We start from the raw sequence: 17658 nt of genomic DNA on the forward strand, positions 1-17658 counted from the left end.
CCAACTCCGTTTCATCAATGCAGGAGCGGCCTGCGCAAGTCGAGGGTCATCGGGAATTCATTTGTGCGTTCCTCGGGCGGCATGGCGATTCGTCCGGGAGTGTGGCCGTGATCCTGGAATCGGGCCAGCCGCCGGGCCTCCGCCTCATAGGAGTTGATCGGCTTGGTGTCGTAGTTGCGCCCGCCGGGATGGGCCACGTGATAGACGCAGCCGCCCAGTGAACGGCCGTTCCAGGTGTCGATCAGGTCGAAGGTGAGCGGCGAATGCACGGGAATGGTGGGGTGCAGGCCGGAGGCCGGCTGCCACGCCTTGAAACGAACCGCGGCGACCGCCTCGGCAGACCGGCCCGTCGCCGTCATCGGCATCCTCCTACCATTGCAGGTGATGAGATGGCGGCCTTCGATGAAGCCGTCAGCTTTCACTTGAAGTCGCTCGACCGAGGAATCGACGTAGCGGACGGTGCCGCCGGCGGCGCCCTCCTCGCCCAGCACGTGCCATGGCTCCAGCGCCTGCCGCAGCTCCAGCGTCACCCCACCATGCTGCACACGGCCGAATGTCGGAAAACGGAACTCGAGCTGCGCCTGATACCAGTCCGGCGAGAAGTCGTAGCCGGACGACCGGAGCTCATCCAGCACATCAAGAAAGTCTTCCCAGATGAAGTGAGGCAACATGAAGCGGTCATGCAGCGCCGTGCCCCAGCGCACGAACTTGCCCTCCTGCGGCTCGCGCCACAATTTCGCGATCAGCGCGCGGATCAGCAGTTGCTGCGCCAGCGACATGCGCGGATCGGGCGGCATTTCGAGCGCGCGGAATTCGACGAGGCCGAGACGGCCCGTGGGCCCTTCCGGCGAATACAGCTTGTCGATGCAGATTTCGGAGCGGTGGGTGTTGCCGGTGATGTCGACCAGCAGGTGACGGAAGAGCCGGTCGACCAGCCACAGCGGCACGCTCTGCCCGACATGGGGCACATTGGCCAGCGCGATCTCCAGCTCATAAAGGCTGTCATGCCGCGCCTCGTCGATGCGCGGGGCCTGGCTGGTCGGTCCGATGAACATGCCCGAGAACAGATAGGACAGCGCCGGATGCCGCTGCCAATAGAGCACGAGGCTCTTCAACAGATCCGGGCGGCGCAGGAATGGCGAATCCGGCGGCGAAGAGCCGCCGACCACGACGTGATTGCCGCCGCCGGTGCCGGTGTGGCGGCCGTCGATCAGGAAGCGGTTGGCGCCGAGCCGCACCTTGGCAGCATCCTCATAGAGTCCGAAGGTGATGTCGACGGATTGCCGCCAGCTCGTGGCCGGCTGAATGTTGACCTCGATCACGCCCGGATCGGGCGTCACCTTGATCACGTCGATGCGCGGATCGAACGGCGGTGCATAGCCTTCGACATGAACCTTGATCTGCATCGCCTCGGCCGTCGCTTCGACGGATGCAATCAGCTCGAGATAGTCCTCGATGGTTTCGACCGGCGGCATGAACACGCAGAGAATGCCGTCGCGGATCTCGACCGACATCGCGGTGCGCACGCCGAGCCCGCCCCAGTACTGATACTGCACATCCTGCTGCGGTTGCGGCGGCCGGTCGAGCGCCTTCAGCGGCGGGACCTGCGGCACGATGACCGGACGCCCCTGCGTGTAGGCCGGCAACGGGCCGCGCGGCTCCATCGGATCCTGCTCGTGGACATAAGGGAAATCTTCCGGCGGAATGTAGACCAGGGAGCCGATCGGCAGCCGGAGCCCGAGCGGCGAGTCGCCGGGAATCAAGAACAGCCGCTTGCGCCGCAGCCCCCAGCGCTCGCTGCGCCAGCGCCGCGGCTGTGCATTCCAGCGCTGGATCGGCAGGACGAAGCCGCGCGGGATGTGCAGCCCTTCGTCGAACACCCTTGCCATGCGCGCACGCTCCTCGGGATCGGCGAGCTTGGAATCGAGCGCGTCGACGTTCTCGGGCAGCGCGGCTTCCTTCTGCAGCCAGTGCGCGGGGTCTTCGAAGGCCGGCATCACGTAGTCGGGCTCGAGCCCGAGCGTCTCCGCCGTGGTGTCGAGGAAACGCTGGGCGTCCGCGATCGTCGCCATGCGCGGACCATCGACGCTGGCGATCAGCTCCGGATTGCGCCAGATCGGCTCGCCATCCTTGCGCCAATACAGCCCGAACGCCCAGCGCGGCAGGCTTTCGCCGGGATACCATTTGCCCTGGCCGTAATGCAGCAGACCGCCCGGCGCGAACCGCGCGCGCAGCCGCCTGATCAGGCTGTCGGCAAGACCGCGCTTGGCCGGACCCACCGCGGCCGTATTCCACTCTGCCGATTCCATGTCGTCGATCGACACGAAGGTCGGCTCGCCCCCCATCGTCAGTCGCACGTCGTGAGCGGCGAGATCGGCGTCGACGGCTTCGCCGAGCTGATCGAGCTTGTCCCAGGATTCATCGGAAAAAGGCCGGGTGATGCGCGGCGCCTCGCGGATGCGCCGCACATTCATCTCGAAGGCGAACTCGACCTCGGCAATCCCGGCACTGCCGCTGATCGGCGCGGCCGAGTGATAGTGCGGCGTCGCCGCCACCGGGATATGCCCCTCGCCCGCGAGCATGCCGGAGGTCACATCGAAGCCGATCCAGCCGGCGCCAGGCAGATAGACTTCGGCCCAGGCATGCAGATCGGTGAAGTCGCTCTCGACCTCCACCGGGCCCTCGACCGGATCGATGTCGGGACGGAGCTGTATCAAATAGCCGGAGACGAACCGAGCGGCGAGGCCGAGATGACGCAACGTCTGGATCAGTAGCCACGCCGAGTCGCGGCAGGAGCCGGCCCCGGACGACAGCGTCTCCTCCGGAGTCTGAACGCCGGGCTCCATCCGAATGATATAACGAATCTTTTTCTGCAACTGTGCATTGAGCTCGACGAGATAGTTGACGGTGTTGTCGGCCTCGCGGGGAATCGACTTCAAGTATTCCGCGAACAACGGCCCCGGATCGATCGTTTCCAGATAAGGCGCCAGTTCCACCTTGAGACTGTCGGGGTAAGCGAACGGAAAACTGTCGGCATAAGGCTCGACGAAGAAGTCGAACGGGTTGATCACGGTCATCTGCGCCGTGAAATCGACCTCGATTTTAAGTTCGTTCACCTTCTCCGGGAAAACATAGCGCGCTAGCCAATTTCCCTGCGGGTCCTGCTGCCAGTTTACGAAGTGGTTGGGCGGCGTGACCTTGAGCGAATAGCTCAGCACCGGCGTCCTGGTATGTGGTGCAGGGCGCAGGCGGATGGTCTGCGGGCCCAGCTCGACCGGACGATCATATTTGTAATGGGTGACGTGATGTAATGCGACGTAGATTGACACGTGTTCGGCGCTCCAGCAACTTTTTTAAGCAGACCATTGCCATGCCCAGGGATCAAGCACTAACAAAGGGCAGAGCTGCCTATTGAACCATCCTGAGCCGGAAACGCGGCATTCAGGACGCACCCGGTCCTATCAGGCGTCGATCATGTGTCTCACCTGCACGCACCGGTCGCTTTTCCGGCGGCCGTACGCCCCAATTCCAGCTCGCGTGAAGAACGAGAGAGGAACAAACAACCCGCGACAGCGGCATTCCCCATACTTGTCCACAGGCGAGCGCCGCAGGCTCACGGAAGATTGACCAGTTCGTCAAAGAAGGGATTAACCCCCAATGATGAACTAACAAGAACTAATAGCGTTGCATTTGCCGCAATCGCTTGATAGCTCGACTACACGTGCTATTTAGAGCCCACATTGCCAAAAGGAGAATCAAGTGGCGAAGACAGCTAAGAAGGCAGCTACCAAGAAGTTGGCGCGGAAACCCTATACGCCCGCCGACATCAAGCTGCTGAAGCAGCACTCGAAGTCCAAGACCCCGGTTGCCAAGATCGCCAAGGCGATGAAGCGGACTGAAGGCTCGCTCCGTCAGAAGGCCCTGGCGCTCGGCATCGGCCTGGGCCACCAGCGGTAAATTGTTCGGCGCCGCTGTCGCGCGCGCGTCAGCGCGGCCAGCCCACGGCGGCGCTCCCGACCTGTCATCTGATCTCAGTTGCGATCCAGTCTCAGCACGGTGACGATCTCAGCTGCGATCAGATGCCGGCACGGAAACGTCCGGCAACACGATGCAAAGCAGCTGAATAGCTGAACGATGCCGGCTACATCGTTGCGCCGAGCACCCAGGGGGCGAACTCCGCCCCACCAAAATCGAAGCTTTCGCTCTTGGTCGGCTGCCCCGAGGCGGTCTTCAGCATCAGCTCGAAGATGCGCTGCCCGCACTCCTGCACCGTCTCCTCGCCGTCGAGGATGGTGCCGCAGTTGACGTCCATGTCGTCTTCCATCCGCTTGTACATCGGCGTGTTGGTCGCGAGCTTGATCGACGGCGCCGGCTTGCAGCCGAACACGCTGCCACGTCCGGTGGTGAAGCAGACGAGATTGGCGCCGCCGGCCACCTGCCCGGTCGCTGCTACCGGGTCGTAGCCGGGCGTATCCATGAACACGAAGCCCTTCTTGGTGACGGCTTCGGCATAATGCAGCACATCCACCAGATTGGTGCTGCCGGCCTTGGCCATCGCGCCGAGCGACTTCTCGAGAATCGTCGTCAGGCCGCCGGCCTTGTTGCCGGGGCTGGGATTGGCGTTCATCTCCGCGCCCTCGCGCGCCGTATACTCCTCCCACCAGCGCATCAGGGAGACGAGCTTCTCGCCGACGTCGCGGCTGACGGCGCGGCGCGTGAGCAGATGCTCGGCGCCGTAGGTCTCGGGCGTTTCCGACAGGATCACCGTGCCACCATGCCGCACCAGGAGATCGCTGGCGGCACCGAGCGCTGGATTGGCAGAGATGCCGGAATAGCCGTCGGAGCCGCCGCATTGCAGAGCGACCGTCAACTCGCTGGCCGGAACCGTCTCGCGTCTGACCTTGTTGGCATCCGTCAGCGCCTCCTTCACGAAGGCGATGCCAGCCTCGACGGTCTTGCGGGTACCGCCGACCTCCTGAATGTCCATGGCGCGCAGGCGGCCGGCGAGCTTCTGCTCCTCCATCAATCCGCCGATCTGATTGGCCTCGCAGCCGAGGCCAAGGACGATCACCGCAGAAAAGTTCGCGTGCCGCGCGTAGCCGCCGAGCGTTCGCCGCAACAGTTTGAGTGGCTCGTCGAGCGTCATGCCGCAGCCGGTCTTGTGCGTCAGCGCGACGACGCCGTCGACATGGGGGTAGTCGGCCAGCGGATCGTCGCCGGTGAACGGATTCCGCTTGAAGACGTCGGCCACCAGGCTCGCGACATGCGCGCTGCAATTCACCGAGGTCAGCAGCCCGATATAGTTGCGGGTCGCGACCCGGCCGTCGGGGCGACGAATACCCTCGAAGGTGGCGGGGAGATCGAAGTTCGGCGTCGGCTTGACGTCGACGCCATAGGCGTAGTCCTTGGCGAAATCGCCCATGCCGCAGTTCTGTGTATGAACGTGCTGTCCAGGCGCGATGGGCGCGGTGGCGAAGCCGATGATCTGGCCATAGCGGCGGATCGGCTCACCCTGTGCGATCGGCCGCACCGCGACCTTATGCCCCGCCGGAATCCTGTCGACCGTCATCACCCCATCGGCAACCGCGAGCCCCGGCGGCAGGCTCGCGCGCGCGATCAGCACGCTATCCTCGGGATGAAGCCGGATGACGGGGGCGGGAGCCATGGCAGTCTCTCTCGTTTGGATAGATCGGTCGCAACCGGAAACGCGAATAGCGAATAGCGAATAGCGAATGGAATGAATCCCCCTATTCGCCACTCCCTATCCGCAATTCGCCCTCAGGCCTTGCCGCCGGATTCGTTGCGCGTCTGCGCGACCTGCTGGCGGGCATAGACCTGCATCAAGCCGACCTCGTTCGACAGCGTGACCAGCTTGAAGCCCATGTTGATGGCGCGGACCGCGCCTTCGGCGCCGCTGCAATGGATGCCGGGATTGAGGCCGCGCTTGCCGCATTCCTTCACGATCTTCTCATAGATCTTGAGGATCTCCGGCTCGTCACGGTCGAGCTTCGGCACCAGGCCATAGGAGAAGCCGAGGTCGGACGGGCCGATATAGACGCCGTCGATGCCCTCGACGTCGAGGATGGCCTCCATGTTCTCGACCGCCGTCCGCGTCTCCATCATCGGCAGCAGCACGATCTCGTCATTGGCCGTCTTCTGGTACTCGCCGGCGCCGCCATACATGCCCGAGCGGATCGGGCCGTTGGAGCGAACGCCCTTCGGCGGATATTTGGAATAGGAGACGAGGTTGCGTGCTTCCTGCGCCGTGTTGACCATCGGGCAGATGACGCCATAGGCGCCGCCGTCGAGCACCTTGCCGATGATGCCGGGCTCGTTCCACGGCACGCGCACCATCGGGGTCACGGGATGAGCGTGCATCGCCTGGAAGCACTGCACCATCGACAGATAGTCCTGCACGCCATGCTGCATGTCCACGGTGACGCTGTCGAAGCCGCACTGCGCCACGACCTCAGCGGAGAATCCCGAGGGGATCGCGAGCCAGGCATTCACCACCGTCTTGCCTTCGGCCCAGAGCTGCTTGACCTTGTTGTTCGCCACGACTGCGTTTCCTTCCCTTGTTGTTCAATCGATCTGTGTTGTTGAAGTCGTTCTCGCCGATCGTGCAGCACGATGCAATCCCGAACGTCCGGCTCCGGATTGCATCACGTCGTCGGCAATCACACCGCCATCACGATGTCGCCCGCTGGATGCTCGTTTCGCTGACGCCGACCTCGCGGGCCGTACTCACGATGGCCGCCCACGTGTCGTCGGGCAAGGGCACGCCGTTGGCGGTCCGCTCGGCCCGCATCTTGCGCTCGGGGTCGCCCGGCACCAGCACCTGATCGACGCCCGATACGGGTTTCGTCTCCCGGATGAAATCGGTGTAGCGCGTGATCTCGCCATCGAAGAAATTGGCAGGATCGACCACCTTGGGATCGATGTAGATCGCGAGCATGCCGTTGGCGAAGCGCCGGCCCGCCGAGGTCGCTCCTGTGCCGGTCAAGGCGCCGCCCAGCAGCTCGCAGATGAAGGCAAGGCCCGAGCCCTTGTGCTCGCCGAAAGCGCGGATCGCGCCGGTCCCCTTGGTATGGTCGCGTGTGCCCTCCGCCTCGTAGGGACCATAGAGCACCGTCGGATCTTCGCTGAGCGCGCCGTCGGCATCGATCAACGCCCCCTTGGGCAGCTTCTTGCCGCCGCGGCTCGCCACCAGAACCTTGCCTTCGGCGACGATCGAGGTCGCGAAATCGAGCACGATCGGATCCTGTCCCTGGCGCGGGATACCGACGCAATAAGGCGCGGTCGAAAACCGCTTCTCGACACCACCATAGGGCGCAACCAGCAGCGAACCCGCGGCCGTGACGAAATGGATCGAGACGAGGCCTTCTGCCGCAGCCATCTCGGCCCAATCGCCGACGCGGCCGAGATGGCCGGAATTGCGCAGCGCCATCGCCGCGAGCCCACTCCTCTTGCAGCGTTCGAGGCCGATCTTCACCGCCTGCGGCGTCACCGTCTGGCCGTAGCCGAACTTGCCGTCGACCACGACCAATGACGGCGTATCGACGACGATCTCTGCGGTCTGGTTGGGCACGATCGAACCCATTTTCTGCCAGCGAATGTAGACCGGGACCCTGATCACGCCATGGCTGTCGTGCCCGGTCAGGTTGGCCGTGGTGAGATAGGTTGCGATCCGGCGCGCCTCCTCGGGCGAGGAGTGGGCATGCTCGAAGACGTCGGCGACGAAATCGATGAGGTGCGCAACCTTGATAGTGACCATGACAACTCGCGGGTTAGATCAGCATGCGAAAACAGAGTTAGCATGGTTTGCCATGCCTGCGACGCACGCCATCTCCGCTCCATTGCATCGCTTCTTATCAAACTGTCGAACAGCCTGCCAAGCAGGACGGCCGCATCAGGACGAAATTGCGCGGTGTTTGCACCATCTCATTCGTCGGTATCGCCGCCGAACGCGACATCACTTCCCATGCTGCGCTCCAGCTCATCCAGCATTTTGTGCAACGCGGCAAGCTTGCGTGCGCCAAAGCGCCGCGCAATCGACGCGTAGATCGCCTCCGAGTTCGGCGCAACCTGCGCAATCAGCTTCAAACCCTTCGTGGAGATCGACAGGACCCCTCTGCGCAGGTCGCGGGCGTCGGCCTCGCGCTGGATCAGACCGCGTGCCTCGAGATCGCGCAGAATACGCGACAGGCTCGGACCGAGCAGGAAGGCAACTCGCGCCAACTCCGTCACTTCGATGGCATCGACCGCTGCCAGCGCACGCAGGATACGCCATTGCTGCTCGGTCAAGCCATGCTGCCGCAGGCTCGGCCGGAATTGCCGCATGACCGCCTCGCGCGCCCGCAACAGCGCCATGGGCAACGATTGCGAGAAGTCGCGCATCGGCACCTGCCGCGCCTCCCTGGCGACCGGCTTCACGGTCCTGGCCTTGCGTTGGCTCATAGCGGCGCCCGTGCTCCCCACCCGGATATTCGCACTGCAGCAAATCTGCTTTCGATTTGCCCGCAAAAACTTAACATGTTAATCATTCGCCGCCATCCCTTTTCGCACGGTTTGTTCATGCCCCTGTCGAGCGACCAAATCAGCAGCTGCGCCCAACGCCTGGATCAGGCTGAGAAGAGCCGCCGCCAGATCAGGCAGATCTCCCAGGAGCATCCGGACATCACGATCGCGGATGCCTATGCGATTCAGAAGGCCTGGATCGACATCAAGGTCCGCGAGGGACGCATCATCAAGGGGCACAAGATCGGGCTGACGTCGAAGGCCATGCAGAGCGCGCTCAACATCGACGAGCCGGATTCGGGCGTGCTGCTCGACGACATGTTCTTTGCGGATGGCGGGCTCGTTCCATCCGATCGCTTCATCGCGACACGGATCGAGGCGGAGCTGGCCTTCGTCATGAAGCAGCGCCTGTCGGGGCCGGACTGCACGCTGTTCGACGTGCTCAACGCAACCGACTTCGTGGTGCCCGCGCTGGAAATCCTGGATACGCGGATCGAGCGGGTGGATCCCGCGACCAAGGCGACACGCAAGATCTTCGACACGATCGCGGACAATGCGGCCAATGCCGGCATCGTGCTCGGCGGGCGGCCATTGCGACCGCTCGACGCCGACCTGCGTTGGATCGGCGCACTCTGCCATAAGAACGGCCAGTTGGAAGAGACTGGTCTGGCTGCCGGCGTTCTGAACAACCCGGCGACAGCCGTTGCCTGGCTCGCCAACAAGATCGCCGCCCACGGGCTTGCGCTCGAATCAGGCCAGGTGGTCCTCGCCGGCTCGTTCATCCGGCCGATCGAGGCGCGCAAGGGCGACACCATCCAGGCCGACTACGGCCCGTATGGAACGGTGAGCTGCTACTTCGCCTGACGCCTGCACCGGAGCTGTCGCACCATGCCGCATTTCAGCATCGAATACTCCGCCAATCTCGACGGCTTTGTCAGGATGGACAACGTCTGCGAGGTGGTCCGCCAGGCCGCCAGCGAGACCGGGATCTTTCCGATCGGCGGCATCCGCGTGCGCGCGATCCGCTGCGAGCACTACGCGATTGCCGACGGCAAGCCCGACGCCGCCTTCCTCGCCATGCTGCTGCGGCTCGGCGAAGGCCGCGACCTTCCGGCGCGGCAGAAGGCCGGCGAGCACGTGTTCAAGGCGCTCTCGGACTACCTCGATCCGGTGTTCGCCAGCAGCAAGTTCGCGCTGTCCTTCGACATGCAGATCAACGACGCCGCGACCAGCTGGAAACGCAACAACATCCACGACGCCCTGAAAGCCACAACGCCCTGAAAGCGGAGGCATCCCATGGATAAGGCCACCCCCAAAGCCGATATCTACAAGGCCAATCTCGACCGTGCCGCGCCCCTGCTCGCGAAGCTGAAGGAGGCGGGCATCGGCCACTTCATCGACGGCAAGGTGGTGCCGGCCATCTCGGGTGCGACGTTCGAGACGAAGTCGCCGATCGACAATGCCGTGCTGGCCAAGGTCGCCCGCGGCAATGCCGAGGATATCGACCGCGCCGCGACGTCGGCCGCGCTCGCCTTCAAATCCTGGCGCGACATGGCGCCTTCGATGCGGCGCAAGCTGCTGCATCGGGTGGCCGACGCGATCGAGGCTCATGCCGACGACATCGCCGTGCTCGAATGCGTCGATACCGGGCAGGCCTACCGCTTCATGGCCAAGGCCGCGATCCGCGCCGCCGAGAATTTCCGCTTCTTCGCCGACAAATGCACCGAGGCCCGCGACGGCCAGAGCACGCCGAGCGATGAGCATTGGAACATCTCGACGCGGGTGCCGATCGGCCCGGTCGGCGTGATCACGCCCTGGAATACGCCGTTCATGCTGTCGACCTGGAAGATCGCCCCGGCGCTCGCGGTCGGCTGCACGGTCGTGCACAAGCCGGCGGAATGGTCGCCGGTCACGGCGCAGTGGCTGGCCAAGCTCGCCAAGGACGCCGGCATTCCCGACGGCGTGCTCAACACGGTCCATGGCTTCGGCGAAGAGGCCGGCAAGGCGCTGACCGAGCATTCCGCGATCAAGGCGATCGGCTTCGTCGGCGAGAGCTCGACCGGCTCCGCCATCATGGCGCAGGGCGCACCGACCCTGAAGCGCGTGCATTTCGAACTCGGCGGCAAGAACCCGGTGATCGTGTTCGACGACGCCGACCTCGACCGCGCGCTCGATGCCGTCGTGTTCATGATCTACTCGCTCAACGGCGAGCGCTGCACGTCGTCGAGCCGTCTGCTGGTGCAGCAGAGCATCGCCGAGACATTTACGGCCAAGCTCGCCGCGCGCGTGCGTGCGCTGAAAGTGGGTCATCCGCTCGATCCGGCGACCGAGATCGGGCCGCTGATCCATGAGCGGCATCTCGCGAAGGTGTGCTCTTACGTCGACATCGCGCGCCAGGACGGCGCGATCATCGCCGTGGGCGGCAAGCGGTTCGAGGGCCCCGGCGGCGGACATTACGTCGAGCCGACGCTGGTGACCGGCGCGAGTCAGACGATGCGTGTGGCGCAGGAGGAGGTGTTCGGGCCGTTCCTGACGGTGATCCCGTTCCGCGACGAGGCCGACGCCATCGCGATCGCCAACGACGTACAGTATGGCCTGACCGGCTATGTCTGGACCGGCGACATGGGCCGCGCGCTGCGCGTGGCGGATGCGCTGGAGGCCGGCATGATCTGGCTGAACTCGGAGAACGTCCGCCATCTGCCGACGCCGTTCGGCGGCATGAAGGCCTCCGGCATCGGCCGCGACGGCGGCGACTATTCGTTCGACTTCTACATGGAGACCAAGCACGTCTCGCTCGCGCGCGGCACCCACAAGATCCAGCGGCTCGGCGTCTAAGGAGAACCGCCCATGACCTCCCCTCGCCTCGCCACCTACGCCGTCAATGGCTCGGTCCGCTACGGGCTCGTGACCGACGAGGGCCTCGTCGATCTCTCCGCGCGCTTTGCCAAGGATTATCCGACGCTGCGCGAAGTGATTGCCGCCGCCGCCCTGCCCCGGCTGGTCGATGCCGCAGCCGGCCTGTCGCCGGATCACGGCCTAGACACGATCACCTGGCAGCCACCAGTCCCCTCGCCGGAGAAGATCATCTGCATCGGCGTCAACTATCCCGATCGCAACGCCGAATATAAAGACGGCCAGGATGCGCCGAAATATCCGTCGATGTTCATGCGCACGCCGCGCTCCTTCGTCGGGCACGAGACGCCGTTGGTGCGGCCGCGTGCCTCGCCGCAGCTCGACTATGAAGGCGAGCTGGTCATCATCATCGGCAAGGCCGGCCGGCACATTCCGGAAGCCAGCGCGCTCGACCACATCGCCGCGCTGACTCTGTGCAACGAGGGCACGATCCGGGACTGGGTGCGGCACGCCAAGTTCAACGTCACCCAGGGCAAGAACTTCGATTCGACCGGAAGCCTCGGGCCATGGATCGTGCCCTATACCAGCGAGGGCCAGATCGCCGACATCCGGCTGACGACGCACGTCAATGGCGAGCTGCGTCAGGACGACCGCACGTCGCGGCTGATGTTCGGCTTCCGCTATCTCATCAACTACATCTCGACCTTCACGACGCTCGTGCCCGGTGACGTGATCGTGACGGGCACGCCGACCGGCGCCGGTGCGCGGTTCGATCCGCCGCGCTATCTCAAGCCCGGCGACGTCATCGAGATCGAGGCCGAGGGCGTCGGCCTGTTGCGCAACGGCGTCATCGACGAAGCAGAGTAGAAACGGAAGAACAGCATGACCACCATGACCGGCGGCGAAGCCATCGTCAGCGGGCTCGTCGCCCACGGCGTCGACACCGTGTTCGGCCTGCCCGGCGCGCAGGTCTACGGCCTGTTCGACGCCTTCCATCAGGCGCAGCTCAAGGTCGTCGGCGCTCGCCACGAGCAGGCCTGCGGCTACATGGCATTCGGCTATGCCCGCGCCAGCGGCAAGCCCGGCGTGTTCAGCGTCGTCCCCGGCCCCGGCGTACTCAACGCCGGCGCGGCGCTGCTGACCGCCTTCGGCTGCAACGAGCCGGTGCTGTGCCTCACGGGACAGGTGCCGACCGATTATCTCGGCCGCGGCCGCGGCCATCTGCACGAGATGCCGGACCAGCTCGCGACCCTGCGCACCTTCGTCAAATGGGCCGAGCGCATCGAATATCCCGACAGCGCGCCGACGCTTGTCGCGCGCGGCTTCCAGGAGATGCTCTCCGGTCGCCGCGGCCCGGCCGCGCTGGAAATGCCGTGGGACGTGTTCACGCAGAGGGCCGAGACGTCAGCAGCAAAGCCGCTGGCCCCGTTCACGCCGCCGCAGCCCGATCCCGACCGCATCGCCAAGGCGGCCGCGCTGATCACGGGCGCCAAGGCGCCGATGATCTTCGTCGGCTCCGGCGCGATCGAGGCGCGCGCGGAGATCCTCGAACTGGCCGAGATGATCGATGCGCCGGTGGTCGCGTTCCGCTCGGGGCGCGGCATCGTCTCCAATGCGCATGAGCTCGGGCTCACCATGGCCGCGGCCTACAAGCTCTGGCCGACCACCGATCTGATGATCGGCATCGGCACGCGCATGGAGCTGCCGACGACCTTCCGGTGGCCGTTCAAGCCGGACGGATTGAAGTCGATCCGCATCGACATCGATCCCGCGGAGATGCGGCGCCTGATCGTCGATGCCGGCATCGTCGGCGATGCCAAGGCCGGGACGGCTGCACTCGCTGCGGCAGTGAGCAAGACCGGCTATCGCAAGATCTCGGGACGCCGCGCGACCATTCGCGAGGCGACCGCGGCCACCTTGCAGGAGATCCAGAAGGTGCAGCCGCAGATGGCCTATCTGAACGTGCTGCGCGAGGTGCTGCCGCACGACGCCATCGTCACCGACGAGCTGTCCCAGGTCGGCTTCGCCTCCTGGTACGGTTTCCCGGTCTACGATCCCCGCACCTTCATCACCTCGGGCTATCAGGGCACGCTCGGCGCCGGCTTCCCGACTGCGCTCGGCGCCAAGGTGGCGCATCCCGACAAGCCCGTCGTCGCGATAACAGGCGACGGCGGCTTCATGTTCGCCGTGCAGGAGCTGGCGACCGCCGTGCAGTACAACATCGGCGTGGTCACCCTGGTGTTCAATAACAACTCCTACGGCAATGTCCGGCGCGACCAGCGCGAGCGCTTCGACGGCCGCGTCGTCGCCTCCGATCTGGTCAATCCGGATTTCGTCAAACTGGCTGAATCCTTCGGCGTGGCCGCAGCCAAGGTCACGTCACCCGATCAGTTCAAATCCGCGCTGGAGACGGCGCTGGCGCATGGCGGGCCGTATCTGATCGACATCGAGGTGCCCCGCGATTCCGAGGTCTCGCCCTGGGCCTTCATCCATCCGGCGAAGCCTGAGGGGGTCTGACCGGTCTCAGGGCGGGGACGCGCGGCGTCCCTGCAATCCCGCCGCGGCCATCGCGAGCAGGCCGGCGCCGGCGACGAGCCAGCAGGCGACCGGCGCCCACTGCACCAGCGGCGCATAGTCGGGCAGCTTCTGCAGGCCGCCGGCCACGGCGGCAATCCGCGCGAACGTGGCCAGCGCGAGCGCCGAGAACACCAGCCCCGTCACCTTGCCTTCGGCGCCGGTCGATCCGATCGCAAGCGCCGCCGAGATCGCGCTCATCATCATGCAGCCCCAGGCCGCGCCGGCGATGAATTGCGCCACGATCAGCACATTCAGTGCGCCGGCAAACTCCGCGATGACGATCGCGAGCGCGCCGAGCAGGCCGGCGACGCCCATCACGATCAGCCCGCCGCGATGCTTCACGACCACGCTCGCCGGAAACAGCACGAGATTGAAGCCGATCCAGAACACCGGCATCAGCCACGGCAGATCCTCCGGCTTGGCGAAGCGGAGGTAGAAGGCGGAGCTGTTGATGCTGAAATGCAGCTGATAGCCGAGCGCCAGGATCACCATGGCGCCGATGAACAAGAGCGGCAGTCCCCGCAGCGGCTTGGGCTCGGCAGCCGCGGCGACGACCTGCTTCGCCGGCAAAACGCCGTCCTGCGCGATTCGCGACAGGCCGAGCGCCGTCAGCAGCAGCACGGCTGAGGAGATGATGAACGGCAGCCGCGGATCATAGTCGCGCATGACCACGCCGAGATACGGCGACACCGCGCCCGCCACGCCGTAGCCGAGCATCACCAGCGCCGTGAGAAACGGCACGGTGGGTCGCGCCGCGTGGCGCCCGAGCAGGGTCAAAGGCGGCGCCCGCAGCACCGAGGAGGTCAGCGCCCAGATCGCGATCAGTGCGATGAAGACGGCCGGGCTGACCGATCCGGCCACGAACGGCAGCGCGACGAACGCGCAACAGGAGAGCGCCGTCACCAGAGCGATGAAAATGCCGAAGCGGCCTGCGATCCGCCCGAGCCGGTCGGCGGCGATTCCCATGGCCGTGTCCGAGAGCGTGAAGATCGCCTGGTCCAGCATCAGGATCAGAATGACGGCCGAAGGCGCGATGCCGGCCTGGGCCGCGAGTTTGGGCAGATAGATCACATAGGTGGTCCACAGCAGGCTGAACACCAGCTGCAGCAGCGCCAGATGAAGTCCCAGTCGCGTCGCCGCCGGCGCCCGCTCGTCTGCAAGTTCGACTGTGCTCATGACCCTCTCCCAGAGGGCAGCATAGAGCGAGTGATGCCCGTTGCAAAATGACGGAGATCACACAGCGGGCTGGACTACCGCGCGCGACGGAACGTCAGGTTGATACGCTGACGGCCGAGCAGACCGTGCTCGCCATCGGCGAGCGGCGCCACGCCGTGAAAGGCGAGCCGCGCCGGGCCGCCCCAGACGACGACGTCGCCATGGGCCAGCCGATAACGCTGCGTCTTGTCGGTGCGTTTCAGGCCGCCGAACAGGAAGGTCGCGGGCAGGCCCAGCGACACCGAAACGATCGGCGCGCCAATGTCGCGCTCGTCGCGATCCTGATGCAGCGACATCTTTGCACCGGGCTCATAGCGGTTGATCAGGCAGGCATCCGGCGCGAAGTCGGCAAAGCCTGCCTCGCTCGCCGCCTGCTCGGCGAGCCGTCGCAACAGCGGCGGCATCGCCGGCCATGGCCGGCCGGTGTCCGGATCACACGCATCGTAACGATAGCCGCTGCGGTCCGTCACCCAGCCAAGCGAGCCGCAACTCGTCATCGCCACCGACATCTGGTGGCCGCCCGGAGTGACCATGCGGCGGAACGGCGCCTGCGCGGCGATCGCCTCGATCGCCGTAATCAGCTCGTTGTCGTAGGGCCGCGCGAAGCCGCGCAGCAGCACCGCGCCCGGCGCGAGCGGCTCGCGCGCCGGTCCCGCGACGTCGAGTCCATCGAACAGATCAGCCGTCATACCCCTCACTTCGCATCATGAAAGATCACCCCGAGCGTATGCCGCCGGCCGGAACGTAGCCGGCTGACGCCGTGCCGCATGGTGACGCGGTAGCTGCCGCGCGTGCCCTGCACGGGCCGATTGTGGACCGCGAACACCACGGCATCGCCCTGCCGCAGCGGCACCACCTCGGCGCGCGACTGCATGCGCGGCCGCTGCTCCGTCAGCACGAACTCGCCGCCCGCGAAGTCACGCCCCGGCTCCGACAGCAGGATCGCGACCTGCAGCGGAAACACGTGCTCGCCGTAGAGGTCCTGGTGCAGGCAGTTGTAGTCGCCCTCGACATATTGCAGCAGCAGCGGCGTCGGCCGCGTCTGCCCGGCATCATGGCAGCGGGTGAGAAAATCGGCATGCGCGTCGGGGTAACGAACGGCGATGCCCATCGTCGCGTTCCAGCGGTTGGCGATCGGCACCAGCTGCGCATACAGCACAGGCCGCAGCCGCGCGATCAGATCCGGCAACGGATAGCTGAAATATTTGTACTCGCCGCGCCCGAAGCCGTGCCGCGCCATGATCACGCGGCTGCGGAAACGGCTGTCGTCCGAATACAACGATGCCAGCGTGCGGCACGCGTCGGCCGAGAGCAGTTGCGGCAACACGACGCAGCCGCTGGCGTCGAGGTCGCGTTCAGCCACCGCCCAGTCGATCGCATCGATCCCGGTCGCGACGGCCGGATTGAGGTCGGGCACTGCCTGCTCGAGTCTGGCCATAAACTTGATCCCAGCTGTCATTCCGGGGCGGCGCGCAGCGACGAGCCCGGAATCCATACTCACGATGGTGGTTATGGATTCCGGGCCTGCGCGCAAGGGCGCGCATCCCGGAATGACGAGGATGCGACAGAAGGGCCAGCGTCAGCCACCCGTTTCCTGGACGCTTCGGGTCATCGCGCCGGAACGCCCGGATGAACCGAAACGCTTCGGGCGGAACCAATCTTCCGACGATGCAACGTCCACGCACCCGGCGCTTCCTCATCCTGCTCGGCAAGTCGATCCTGGCCGTGCTCTCGCTCGCCGTCGTGCCGCTGCTCTACGCCGAAGGCTACGCGATATGGTACGCCGAATATCATCTTGGCCTCCCCACTGAAGCCGAGATCGCAGCGCTTCCTGCCACCGGCCATCTTTGTCCGCTCGAAGCGGGATCGCCCTACGTCGCGCTGGCCGACATGCCCCTGCTGCTGCGCCAGGCCGTCATCGCGTCGGCTGGCGCCGACTTTCAGACGCGGCCCAATCTCGTTCTGCCGGCGATGGCGGCAGCCATTGTCAAAGGTGACGGACGGCCCGATACGAGGATCACGTTTGCGGTCACCCGCCATTGCCTGCATGCCTTGGCTCCAGACTGTTGCCGCGGCCTGGATTGGCACATCGGAAGCACGGTCTTCATGGGCCGTCTGGAACGAACCTTGTCGCGTGAGCGTATCCTGGACGCGTACCTGAACGACAGCTATCTCGGCCGCAACGCCTATGGTGTCGCGGCGGCGGCGCCAGCGCATTTCGGAAAGCCCCTGACGGGCCTCGACGTCGGCGAGATCGCCCTGCTCATCGCGCGTTTCCAGACGCCAAGCCCCTCAGAGCGCGACAGCGCGCGACGCAGTTACATCCTCGACAGGATGCTCACCGCCGGTCTGATCGATCAGGCCCAGGCAACAGCTGCCAGGGCCGCGCCGCTGCCCCCGATCGATGGCGCGCCGCGCAAGCCCTGAGCGCTCTCACGCCCAGCCAAGCCTATCGCATTCACGATCGCTATTTTTGACCCGTTTTTCTCACCATCG

15 protein-coding genes are annotated in these 17658 nt (G+C 65.3%); 7 read left to right on the top strand and 8 right to left on the bottom strand.

The annotated features are described in order from the left end of the window. Positions 1-14 precede the first annotated feature (14 nt). Positions 15-3329, bottom strand: coding sequence for a transglutaminase family protein (locus tag HL666_RS07545; RefSeq protein ID WP_172180654.1), 3315 nt, complete (start codon positions 3327-3329; stop codon positions 15-17). 430 nt (positions 3330-3759) lie between these two features. Here HL666_RS07545 and HL666_RS07550 point away from each other — a divergent pair, with 430 nt between their 5' ends. Beyond that, positions 3760-3957, top strand: a complete 198-nt coding sequence (locus HL666_RS07550) for a hypothetical protein (RefSeq protein WP_008964013.1) — start codon at positions 3760-3762, stop codon at positions 3955-3957. A 184-nt stretch (positions 3958-4141) separates the two neighbouring features. Here HL666_RS07550 and HL666_RS07555 read toward each other — a convergent pair whose 3' ends face one another. From HL666_RS07555 to hpaR, 4 genes are all read right to left on the bottom strand, one after another. Beyond that, positions 4142-5665, bottom strand: a complete 1524-nt coding sequence (locus tag HL666_RS07555; protein WP_172180656.1) for a D-arabinonate dehydratase — start codon at positions 5663-5665, stop codon at positions 4142-4144. Positions 5666-5778: 113 nt separating this feature from the next. After that, entirely contained in the window at positions 5779-6558 is a 780-nt protein-coding gene (locus HL666_RS07560) for an HpcH/HpaI aldolase family protein (RefSeq protein WP_172112050.1), read from the bottom strand. 130 nt (positions 6559-6688) lie between these two features. Next, positions 6689-7774: a malate/lactate/ureidoglycolate dehydrogenase gene (locus HL666_RS07565; protein ID WP_172180657.1), complete on the bottom strand. Its 1086-nt coding sequence runs from the start codon at positions 7772-7774 to the stop codon at positions 6689-6691. A 167-nt stretch (positions 7775-7941) separates the two neighbouring features. Further along, complete coding sequence (hpaR, locus tag HL666_RS07570; protein WP_172112048.1) at positions 7942-8457, bottom strand: homoprotocatechuate degradation operon regulator HpaR; 516 nt, start codon at positions 8455-8457, stop codon at positions 7942-7944. A 117-nt stretch (positions 8458-8574) separates the two neighbouring features. Between hpaR and hpaH the strand changes: the two genes are divergently transcribed. The 5 genes from hpaH to HL666_RS07595 are packed head-to-tail and all read left to right on the top strand — an operon-like array spanning position 8575 to position 13887. Then, on the top strand, positions 8575-9381 hold the full coding sequence (gene hpaH, locus HL666_RS07575) for a 2-oxo-hept-4-ene-1,7-dioate hydratase (protein ID WP_172180659.1): 807 nt from the start codon (positions 8575-8577) through the stop codon (positions 9379-9381). A 24-nt stretch (positions 9382-9405) separates the two neighbouring features. Continuing rightward, positions 9406-9798: a 5-carboxymethyl-2-hydroxymuconate Delta-isomerase gene (locus HL666_RS07580; protein WP_172112046.1), complete on the top strand. Its 393-nt coding sequence runs from the start codon at positions 9406-9408 to the stop codon at positions 9796-9798. Positions 9799-9813: 15 nt separating this feature from the next. Then, positions 9814-11352 carry a 5-carboxymethyl-2-hydroxymuconate semialdehyde dehydrogenase gene (gene hpaE / locus HL666_RS07585; RefSeq protein WP_172180660.1) on the top strand — a complete coding sequence of 513 codons (1539 nt, stop codon included), beginning with the start codon at positions 9814-9816 and terminating at the stop codon, positions 11350-11352. 12 nt (positions 11353-11364) lie between these two features. After that, positions 11365-12237, top strand: a complete 873-nt coding sequence (locus HL666_RS07590) for a fumarylacetoacetate hydrolase family protein (RefSeq protein WP_172180662.1) — start codon at positions 11365-11367, stop codon at positions 12235-12237. A gap of 15 nt (positions 12238-12252) precedes the next feature. After that, positions 12253-13887, top strand: a complete 1635-nt coding sequence (locus HL666_RS07595) for a thiamine pyrophosphate-dependent enzyme (protein ID WP_172180663.1) — start codon at positions 12253-12255, stop codon at positions 13885-13887. Between the two features lie 6 nt (positions 13888-13893). On the opposite strand, the gene HL666_RS07600 is transcribed toward HL666_RS07595, so the two are convergent. From HL666_RS07600 to HL666_RS07610, 3 genes are all read right to left on the bottom strand, one after another. Beyond that, positions 13894-15123 carry an MFS transporter gene (locus tag HL666_RS07600; protein WP_172180665.1) on the bottom strand — a complete coding sequence of 410 codons (1230 nt, stop codon included), beginning with the start codon at positions 15121-15123 and terminating at the stop codon, positions 13894-13896. Positions 15124-15197: 74 nt separating this feature from the next. Then, entirely contained in the window at positions 15198-15851 is a 654-nt protein-coding gene (gene alkB / locus HL666_RS07605; RefSeq protein ID WP_172112041.1) for a DNA oxidative demethylase AlkB, read from the bottom strand. Between the two features lie 5 nt (positions 15852-15856). Beyond that, complete coding sequence (locus tag HL666_RS07610) at positions 15857-16600, bottom strand: 2OG-Fe(II) oxygenase (RefSeq protein ID WP_172180667.1); 744 nt, start codon at positions 16598-16600, stop codon at positions 15857-15859. A 287-nt stretch (positions 16601-16887) separates the two neighbouring features. Here HL666_RS07610 and HL666_RS07615 point away from each other — a divergent pair, with 287 nt between their 5' ends. Next, positions 16888-17589 (top strand): transglycosylase domain-containing protein, encoded by a 702-nt coding sequence (locus HL666_RS07615; RefSeq protein ID WP_311975702.1) that lies wholly within the window; start codon positions 16888-16890, stop codon positions 17587-17589. The last annotated feature ends 69 nt before the right edge of the window (positions 17590-17658 follow it).

The organism is Bradyrhizobium aeschynomenes (genome assembly GCF_013178945.1).
Lineage (GTDB): Bacteria > Pseudomonadota > Alphaproteobacteria > Rhizobiales > Xanthobacteraceae > Bradyrhizobium > Bradyrhizobium aeschynomenes.

Coding starts and splice junctions, on each gene's coding strand:
- HL666_RS07555 (WP_172180656.1), bottom strand. CDS start 5,665: ATGGCTCCCGCCCCCGTCATCCGGCTTCATCCCGAGGATAGCGTGCTG.
- HL666_RS07565 (WP_172180657.1), bottom strand. CDS start 7,774: ATGGTCACTATCAAGGTTGCGCACCTCATCGATTTCGTCGCCGACGTC.
- hpaR (WP_172112048.1), bottom strand. CDS start 8,457: ATGAGCCAACGCAAGGCCAGGACCGTGAAGCCGGTCGCCAGGGAGGCG.
- hpaH (WP_172180659.1), top strand. CDS start 8,575: ATGCCCCTGTCGAGCGACCAAATCAGCAGCTGCGCCCAACGCCTGGAT.
- HL666_RS07580 (WP_172112046.1), top strand. CDS start 9,406: ATGCCGCATTTCAGCATCGAATACTCCGCCAATCTCGACGGCTTTGTC.
- hpaE (WP_172180660.1), top strand. CDS start 9,814: ATGGATAAGGCCACCCCCAAAGCCGATATCTACAAGGCCAATCTCGAC.
- HL666_RS07590 (WP_172180662.1), top strand. CDS start 11,365: ATGACCTCCCCTCGCCTCGCCACCTACGCCGTCAATGGCTCGGTCCGC.
- HL666_RS07595 (WP_172180663.1), top strand. CDS start 12,253: ATGACCACCATGACCGGCGGCGAAGCCATCGTCAGCGGGCTCGTCGCC.
- HL666_RS07600 (WP_172180665.1), bottom strand. CDS start 15,123: ATGAGCACAGTCGAACTTGCAGACGAGCGGGCGCCGGCGGCGACGCGA.
- alkB (WP_172112041.1), bottom strand. CDS start 15,851: ATGACGGCTGATCTGTTCGATGGACTCGACGTCGCGGGACCGGCGCGC.
- HL666_RS07610 (WP_172180667.1), bottom strand. CDS start 16,600: ATGGCCAGACTCGAGCAGGCAGTGCCCGACCTCAATCCGGCCGTCGCG.